Raw genomic sequence first — 8317 nt, forward strand, 5'->3', positions numbered from 1 at the left:
CATCTATAAACGATAATAAAATACTACGTGAAAAGACCGCATTTTGTATAAATATATCCCTTAAGTTGATGGGTGTGTGGCGGTACCCCATAATAAAAAGGCAGGAACATTTTGTACATATCAAATATGTTCCTACCTTTGATTTTATTGAGTTTAACATCCATGACCTAAATATAACGATCGGGTGACCTTTCCTATTCACAAATAAGAATTTGTCTAGAGAATGTTCCTTTTTTTGCGACGCCACGATCTGTGATTTCGAATCCGGCTTCATGAATCATGTCGTCCATTGTTTCCATCGTTACAACGACTACTTTTTTTGCGATACGGCGCGCACTTGAGAGAATTGAGAGTTGATCTTCTGGTGTTGCGTGCGTAAATAGGTCGTACGGCATGTCGATAATTGCGACGTCGTAGCTCTCAGTAATTTCTTCAATTGGGCCTTTTGTTACTGTTCCTTCAAATCCGAAATGTGCGATGTTTTTTCTCGTTCCAAGAACCACAAGTGGATTTATATCTCTACCGACGATGTTAATCCCCATAGAAAGTGCTTCTACTACTACCGTTCCAATGCCGCAGCACGGGTCAATCGCTCGTACTCCCTCTGGATTTGGTACAGCGATATTTGCGACAGCTCTAGCAACACGTGTGCTCAGTGATGTCGAATAACTATGCGGTTTTTTTATGTGATGGTACCAAACCGGATCACTTTCTACATAGTGTCCGAAGTACCAGCGTCCTCCAAGAGGAACAATCCCGAATACACGCTCTGGATTACGAACGTCTGCTTCTCCCTCAATATGCATACCAAGGTCTCGCTCAATGAGACGTCTTTCTCCATATTCAATTTTATTCTCTCCAACAAGATCATTAATTTTAACAAAGATAACTTTGAACGTTGCTCCTGCCAAGTCGATTTGTTCCACTTGTTTCAAAATGCTCTCCAAGTCGTCTCCTTCATACATAACTTCAATTCGTTCTTTAATAAACGGGCTTCTACTCGGATCAATTTTGACATCACTTTTCAAAATGTTAACGTGAGACTCCATTCCAAACAATGAGCGCATTTCCAAGTAGCATAAAGAACGCTCATCCTCACGGAATGCATACGTATATATACATGCAGGTGTTTTACTATGATTACTCAATCTATTATCATCCTTTATCGTTTTAAATTATTATTATCACAATTACTCAAATGCTTTTTCACGTAAAGTGAAACTTTTATCAGTGGGAAGCCTTATCCCCCACTGATAGTTGCCCTCACCAATCGGGCTTTTACGGGCAGCCCGACTCCCCCCTAACTTCCTCGTGTTCGTCTACTTTCTGGGTGGGAATCTTACAGCTCGCAAATAGCGGGATAAAATTAAATGATATCACATGCCCGAAATAAAGAGAAACTTTTATAATTCATTTATTGAACTACCCCATTTGCCTTCTAGACAAACTTATTCTGTTACCCCGTAGCAAATCTTTAACAAGAAGAGCCTTTAGGATTCTGCCTAACCGCCAGTCATCTCTCACCTACTCATCGGACCATGTCCTATCCATTCCTTGAGGTGGGAGTCTTACTGCCCGCAAATAGCGGGATAAATTAAAAGAGACTGCCTCTCGGCAATCTCTTCCATATTTACATTCTAAAGTTATCTCTATTATTAACGGTAAGAAGATACGTCTTTACCTTGCCATTCATAGTAATCTAGAATACCAGCATAAATTGCTTCTGCTGCGCGTTGTCTCCATTTTTCTGAAGATAGTTTTTCACCTTCGTCTTTCGCATCGATGAAACCTAATTCAGTTAAAATAGCAGGCATTGTATTATATTTAACTACATAGAAGTCATCTGTTTTTACACCTCTATCATTTGATTGAAGTGCGTTCACTAGACGTTTTTGTACTTTTTCTGCTAGTACACGGCTTTCTTCTGAGTTTGGATTTGGTGCTGATCTATAGTAGTATGTTTCCGTTCCTTCTACTTGGTTATTGTAGCCATTTGCATGGATACTTACGAAAATATCACCGTTATTTTCTTGCGCAAATTCTATACGTTTCTTTAAAGAATCACTAGCAGTATCTCCTGGTCTTGTATCATTATTACGTGTTAATAAAACAGTGAATGGAGTCTTTTGTTCAAATAATTTTTGCACGCGTAAAGATGTATCTAGTACAATAGCACTTTCATCCATGTTTACACCAGCATGTCCAGGATCCACTCCACCATGACCTGGATCAATAATAATCGCTTTACCCTCTAAGAAATTATCTTGTTTCACTGGGTTTAATTGATTTTTATCAACCCATTGGAAACCAGCACCCACACGGATACGAATCCAGCTACCATTCTCTTCAATAACAGTTACTTTTTGTGCACCATATGTACCTAGCACTTTAGACTGATGTGAAGCTTCTGCATACGCAGTAAACCCTTCATTAATAACATCTGTTTTCTCTGTTAAAGGTGTCCACTTGTCACCTTTACTTGTTGCAATCTTCATCCATCCATCCGCTCTTTGTTCTTTCACTTCAATCATTTGCGGTTGATGTTGAACGTCAGTAATACCAGATGATAATGATGCTTGATGATATGTAATAAAGTTTCTATTCATATACATTCTTTTCGATGTATTTGTTTTATTTTTATCTGCCATTGCGATAAACTGAGCTGCTTCGGCACGACTTACAGTACCGTCAGGATTCCAGCCATTTCCTGTACCCTTTGAAATCTCTAAAGCTACTAAAATATTAGCTTTTTCCTTACCCCAATGATTTTCCAAATCTTTAAATTGTGTTGGAAGTTCTCCAATAATTTTCTTATCTAATGAATATGCTTGTACAAGCATAGCTGCCATAGATGCACGGTTAATTGGGCTTGATGGATTGAATTTCCCAGTACCATCTCCACTAACTACACCTGCTTTTTCTACTGCAGCAATATATGGTGCTGCCCAATGATTTTGTGAATCTTTAAAAGATGGTTTCGCTTTTGGATCAATTGGTAAACCAAGAACGATCGCCAATAACTTTGCAGCTGATCCTTTATCTACCGCTTCAAATGGAGCAAATGTTCCATCTGGTTTTCCATCAAGCGCATTTTTACTAACTAAATAGTCTACTGAACTTTGCGCCCAATCTGGAACATCTGTAAATTTTTTCTCTGCTGCGAAACTACTTAATGGAGACGATAATAAACTTGCGGCTAAAATACCAGCCGCGACTGCACGATACTTCATAAATAATAATACTCCTCTCGAAAATCAACATTCAAAACGCATAATCTTAATATACAAATTATGGATAAAACAAACAAAAAAAATTAGCGCACCTCTATCATTTTATAATACTAGAATTCTGTAGTAAACCTACTTTCTTAATATTGTACAATAAAATGCAATTAAATTATTTTTTATGCACAAAAAAGTGGTTGATTCATAGAACCAACCACCCTCTCACTATTCTACTATCATCTCTGATAATACATATGCATAAACAAGCGCTTCTGTATGTGCAATCGAGCTTTCATGCGTACGCTCAAATGCATGAGAAGAGTCAATACCAGCTCCAATTAACGCATGCTTCACATCAAACCCAGCGCGAATCGCAGCTGATGCATCTGATCCGTAGTATGGATAAATATCCACTTTATACTCAATAGCATTCGCTTTCGCCAGTTCCACTAAATGTTTACGTAAAGCGTAATGATATGGACCACTAGAATCTTTCGCACAAATAGATACTGTATATTCATCAGATGCTTGTCCATCACCTAACGCCCCCATATCAACTGCTAAATATTCTACAGTTTCCTCTGGAATGTTAGAGTTTCCACCGTATCCGATTTCTTCATTATTAGAAATTAAGAAATGTGTTGTATATGGCAATGTTACATTCTCATCCTGCAATCTTTTAATTAATTTTAATAAAATTGCTACACTTACTTTATCGTCTAAATGACGTGATTTTATGTATCCACTCTCTGTAATTTGAACGCGCGGATCAAATGAAACGAAGTCTCCTACTTCAATTCCTAACTCACGTACTTCATCTGCTGAAAATACACGCTCATCAATACGAACTTCAATATTTTTCTCATCGCGCTTCGCTTCGCCTGCATCTTTATATACATGGACAGAAGTTTGATGCATTAAGATCGTTCCTGTATACGTCTTACCGCTTGATGTTTCAATTTCGCAATATTCCCCTTCTACAGAGTTCCAGCGAAATCCACCAATCATAGATAAACGAAGACGACCGTCAGGCTTAATTTCTTTCACCATCGCACCTAACGTATCAACATGAGCAGTTAATAAACGATGCTGCTCATCATTCTTCCCTTTTACCGTTAAAATAAGAGCGCCTTTATTATTACGCTTCGTCTCTACATTCCACTCACTCACATAGTTTTCAATGAAATTAATAATTTTCGTCGTGTTTCCAGATGGACTCGGAATAGAGACAAGCTCTTTAATTAATTCCATCGTTTCTTTTGCATGATGTGCCATTGTCGTTTTCCTCCTCATTTTCTCTACTATTCAGTATACAAAATTTGCTATGAAACCTCTACTAATATAGTTTAATTTTCTAAATTATAGTAAAATTTAGTTTAGTACGTAAAAAGGAGCTAGCAAAAATGACCGTAACGAAAAAACATGTACATATTGCACTCATTTGGTTTTTATCCTCATTAATTTGTTTACAAGTTTCTTATGTCGTCCACACTACTACTTCTATTACAATCGGCTGGACATTAACAGTTATCTTCTTAATCATTAGTCTAATTGCAGCAAAAAAGCACAGCGCCACTAAGTAAGCTGTGCTTTTTCTATGAAACTACTCTTCCGAAACGTCCATCAAGTAAATCCCTCTTGTAAAGCCGCCTCGTTCTTCTTCTTTCTGCTTACGAAGACGTTCTATATCTTCAATTGTTGCACCTTCTGCACGCGCTAATGAAATAATAACTTCAAGTGCATCCGCAAGAGAATCTAACGCATGCTCACGCTCTTTCATTGAAGCAAATTCGCGAATTTCTTCCGTACCAATTTTCGCTAACGCTTGTATGTAAGCTTGTCCTGTTAATTTTTGCGCTGTATATGTTTTTCCAGACATTAAAATTTTCTCTGGGACACGATCCCTTACTAACTTGTTATAAGTTGACATCACTTACCCTCCTATTTTTAATAACACCCGAGCTCTGCTTTATAGAAAAACCATTTCTTTTTCACACAAGCACTTAACATATCAATTCCTGATCCATGTGCTCTTACTGTCGGAAAGAAGTAATGCTCTGGCTCCTCTTCCTTATCACTATATAAAGTCGCATACTCAGCAGGAATCGCCTCTTTTTTCACATCCTGTTCTTTCGTCACTTCACTAGAGAAAGCAACAATTGGATGTCCCTCAAAGAATAATGCAGTCCGTACTGCAAGAGATGGTGTACTATGCAAAGCATAATATGTAAGTAAAATAATAGCGATAACACCGATAATTTTCTTCATTTATTACTCCTAAAAAAAGTGCTAACACAATTATACTAAAATGTGTTAGCACTTTCTTCACTTTATTCCCCTTTAAACACCGGCAAACGTTTTTCTAGAAAAGCAGCAATACCTTCCTTATGGTCCGCTGTTTGTCTCATCGCATATTGGCCACGCTTTTCAAGTTGCAACGTTTGTTCTAAATTAGAGCGATTTACTTCACATAAAATTTGCTTCGTTTGAATCATCGCCTTGATAGGTTTTTGTAACCATTCACTAATTTTTTGCTTCACAGCCGTTTGGAAATCCTCACCGATTACTTCATCAATTAAACCGATATCTAATGCTTCTGTTGCCGATAACTTCTTCCCTTCCCAAATAATTTGCTTCGTCATATTTTCACCGACGCGCTTTTGAAGGAAGAAATGGCCACCACCATCTGGAACTAAAGCGATTCCAATAAAGTTCATCGCAATAACTGACGATACATCTGCCATTACATAATCAGCTGTTAACGCAATGCTTAGCCCCAGTCCTGCAGTCGGCCCATGAATCGCACTAATAACAAGCTTTGGCATCGTATATAACGTCACAACAATTTCAGAAATTGTATTCATAATGCCTTCAAACTTGCTTTCATCATTACTTGAAAGCATGGATTTAATATCTCCACCCGCAGAAAAACCACGGCCATTTCCGCATAACACAACAACATGAGCAGAACTTACCGCTACTTCTTTCAACTTTTGTAACAACTCTTTTAACGTTGGTTCATCTAATGCATTTAAAACCTCTGGACGATTGACCATAACCGTTGCTACGCGCCCTTCATATTTCACAACAACAGATTCTGTTTTACTTGTTACTTCCATTATATATACCCCTCTTTTCCACATAAAGATTATACTTCTATAATTATAGAAAGCATGTCAAAAACCCTTCTTTTTTCTTAATTTTCTGTCTAATATTCTCGTAATTTGTATATAACTCCGTATAAAACATACAATTTCGTTAAAAAATATAGAAATTAAAGTCGGTTTATCGATGCTTTTCATCTATTTACCATCGTAATGAAATGGTGTATTCTTAAGTTTGTTACAAAAACAAATATTGAAATTCATTCGCCTTACTATGTAAATAAGGCTTTTATCCCCATCTCTTGGGTATTGAAATAAAGGAATGAAGAAATGGAGGAACATATGGTTACTAAGTTGAAACAAACGGATAACTACTTCCCGCATTTCCTATTGCTATTCATTGTGTTTCAACCAATTTTAGATTTATTAACATCTTTTTCAATCTATGTATTACACATGAGTGCAACAATTGGAATCGTAGTCCGTTTCGCCTTTATGCTTCTCGCATTAGGGTATCTACTTCTTCATAGAAAACAACATGGAGCGAAAAAGTACATTCTCTATTTATGTCTACTTGGGGTCGTACTAGCAATTGGCCTTGTAAATAATATGATGGTCAAATCTCCAGTTTCATTTGGCGAAGAAGTGAAATTTATTTTAAAGAGCATATATCCAATTGTGTTACTGTTCGGATATATCATCGTCTTTAAAGAGTTAAAAAATAATGAATACGCGTTTCATAAAATCATTACATATTTCTTATATGCAACTTTAATTTTAAGTATCACACTGATTGTTGCCATGCAAACTGGTACAGATTTCCCAAGCTATCCTCACTCAAAGATCGGTTCAAGAGGATGGTTCTTTGCTGGAAATGATTTAAGTGCTATTTTTGCAATTATGTTCCCAATCGTTGTCTTATATTCGATTCACAAAACAACTTCTTTCTCGAAAGTCTATTACTGGATTCCAACTTTACTCGCGATGTATGCAAGTATTATGGTCGGAACGAAAGTAGGATACGGTGCAATTGTTCTTACACTTGGTATTGCACTTTTATTCTCATTCATTGAATATATGATTCATCGCACAAAAGAAGGAAAAGGATTCACATATCTTGTAAACACAGTTGTTGCTGCTATTGTACTAGGAGGCTTAATTGCACTTACACCGCATACTCCTATCGCAAAAAATATGGGCATCCATTTACAAATGTATGAATACAAAAAATCAGTTCAAGAAGAAAAAGAAAAACAAGAAGGAAAAGTAATTAAAGAAGATCCAGACGAAGCAAAAAAACATGCACAAGGTGAGCTAACAGACTCTGAAGTGAAAAGTTTAATTTACAGTGATCGCGATAAGTTTTTAAACGTATACAAACAATACTATAAAGACGCACCACTATCACAAAAATTATTCGGAATGGGCTATGCTGGTAACTATACGGATAAAATTAAATTAATCGAAATGGACTTCCATGATCTATTCTTTGCATTCGGAATCATCGGTTCTCTTATTTACTTCCTACCATTCCTTTACTTCGGTATTAAATTGTTACTGCGGATCATCGCAAACTTTAAGAAAATATTAACTGTGAAATATATGCTATCAGCTAGCACCATTATACTATCACTTGGAATCGGCTTTATGTCCGGGCACGTATTAACCGCGCCATCCGTTAGTATTTTCTTCGTTGTTATACTCGCTTACGTAATTGTTGATTTAAAGGCGGAATAACTGAATAAAAAACGCTTAGAGAAATAATTCTCTAAGCGTTTTTTTGTCCTAACATTCCCTTACCGCCTCTAGTAGTGAACCTCTCCACCTAAATCATAGATTTTGATGGAGCATCCTTCATCATAAATACGGTCAACTCGAGCATTTTCACACCGTTGGTGCGACCGCCTGAAGAAAACTAATGAATGTAGATAAGGATTGCTGTGTTCTGGCTGAAACTTGAGGTACTTTTGCCTCGAGTTTCAACTTTTT

General features: G+C 36.9%; 8 protein-coding genes. 2 read left to right on the plus strand and 6 right to left on the minus strand.

Translation table 11 applies throughout. The annotated features are described in order from the left end of the window. Nucleotides 1-194: 194 nt before the first annotated feature. The 3 genes from MR109_RS29160 to MR109_RS29170 form a co-directional block, all read right to left on the minus strand. A complete protein-coding gene (locus MR109_RS29160) occupies nt 195-1148 on the minus strand; it encodes a TRM11 family SAM-dependent methyltransferase (RefSeq protein ID WP_048373476.1) in 954 nt (317 codons plus the stop codon). Between the two features lie 507 nt (nt 1149-1655). After that, nucleotides 1656-3230 carry an N-acetylmuramoyl-L-alanine amidase gene (locus MR109_RS29165; RefSeq protein ID WP_242274800.1) on the minus strand — a complete coding sequence of 525 codons (1575 nt, stop codon included), beginning with the start codon at nt 3228-3230 and terminating at the stop codon, nt 1656-1658. 219 nt (nt 3231-3449) lie between these two features. Continuing rightward, nucleotides 3450-4499 (minus strand): M42 family metallopeptidase, encoded by a 1050-nt coding sequence (locus tag MR109_RS29170; protein ID WP_098475394.1) that lies wholly within the window; start codon nt 4497-4499, stop codon nt 3450-3452. 128 nt (nt 4500-4627) lie between these two features. Between MR109_RS29170 and MR109_RS29175 the strand changes: the two genes are divergently transcribed. Further along, a complete protein-coding gene (locus MR109_RS29175; protein WP_071720435.1) occupies nt 4628-4807 on the plus strand; it encodes a hypothetical protein in 180 nt (59 codons plus the stop codon). A 20-nt stretch (nt 4808-4827) separates the two neighbouring features. On the opposite strand, the gene MR109_RS29180 is transcribed toward MR109_RS29175, so the two are convergent. The 3 genes from MR109_RS29180 to MR109_RS29190 all read right to left on the minus strand — a co-directional run bounded on the left by MR109_RS29180 (nt 4828) and on the right by MR109_RS29190 (nt 6367). After that, the gene (locus MR109_RS29180) at nt 4828-5154 is read right to left on the minus strand and encodes a nucleoside triphosphate pyrophosphohydrolase (protein WP_016119674.1); all 327 of its coding nucleotides are present in this window, start codon (nt 5152-5154) and stop codon (nt 4828-4830) included. A 17-nt stretch (nt 5155-5171) separates the two neighbouring features. Continuing rightward, nucleotides 5172-5492: a hypothetical protein gene (locus MR109_RS29185; RefSeq protein WP_242274801.1), complete on the minus strand. Its 321-nt coding sequence runs from the start codon at nt 5490-5492 to the stop codon at nt 5172-5174. A 62-nt stretch (nt 5493-5554) separates the two neighbouring features. Continuing rightward, complete coding sequence (locus MR109_RS29190) at nt 5555-6367, minus strand: enoyl-CoA hydratase (protein ID WP_141548793.1); 813 nt, start codon at nt 6365-6367, stop codon at nt 5555-5557. Nucleotides 6368-6670: 303 nt separating this feature from the next. On the opposite strand from MR109_RS29190, the gene MR109_RS29195 reads away from it, so the two are divergent. Then, nucleotides 6671-8065 (plus strand): O-antigen ligase family protein, encoded by a 1395-nt coding sequence (locus tag MR109_RS29195; RefSeq protein ID WP_242274802.1) that lies wholly within the window; start codon nt 6671-6673, stop codon nt 8063-8065. Nucleotides 8066-8317 lie beyond the last annotated feature (252 nt).

Source organism: Bacillus cereus group sp. BfR-BA-01310, assembly GCF_022664325.1.
Classification (GTDB): Bacteria; Bacillota; Bacilli; order Bacillales; family Bacillaceae_G; genus Bacillus_A; species Bacillus_A paramycoides.

Excerpts from the sequence above, each read along its gene's own strand:
- MR109_RS29165 (WP_242274800.1), bottom strand. The coding sequence starts at position 3,230 with ATGAAGTATCGTGCAGTCGCGGCTGGTATTTTAGCCGCAAGTTTATTA.
- MR109_RS29170 (WP_098475394.1), bottom strand. The coding sequence starts at position 4,499 with ATGGCACATCATGCAAAAGAAACGATGGAATTAATTAAAGAGCTTGTC.
- MR109_RS29175 (WP_071720435.1), top strand. The coding sequence starts at position 4,628 with ATGACCGTAACGAAAAAACATGTACATATTGCACTCATTTGGTTTTTA.
- MR109_RS29180 (WP_016119674.1), bottom strand. The coding sequence starts at position 5,154 with ATGTCAACTTATAACAAGTTAGTAAGGGATCGTGTCCCAGAGAAAATT.
- MR109_RS29185 (WP_242274801.1), bottom strand. The coding sequence starts at position 5,492 with ATGAAGAAAATTATCGGTGTTATCGCTATTATTTTACTTACATATTAT.
- MR109_RS29190 (WP_141548793.1), bottom strand. The coding sequence starts at position 6,367 with ATGTGGAAAAGAGGGGTATATATAATGGAAGTAACAAGTAAAACAGAA.
- MR109_RS29195 (WP_242274802.1), top strand. The coding sequence starts at position 6,671 with ATGGTTACTAAGTTGAAACAAACGGATAACTACTTCCCGCATTTCCTA.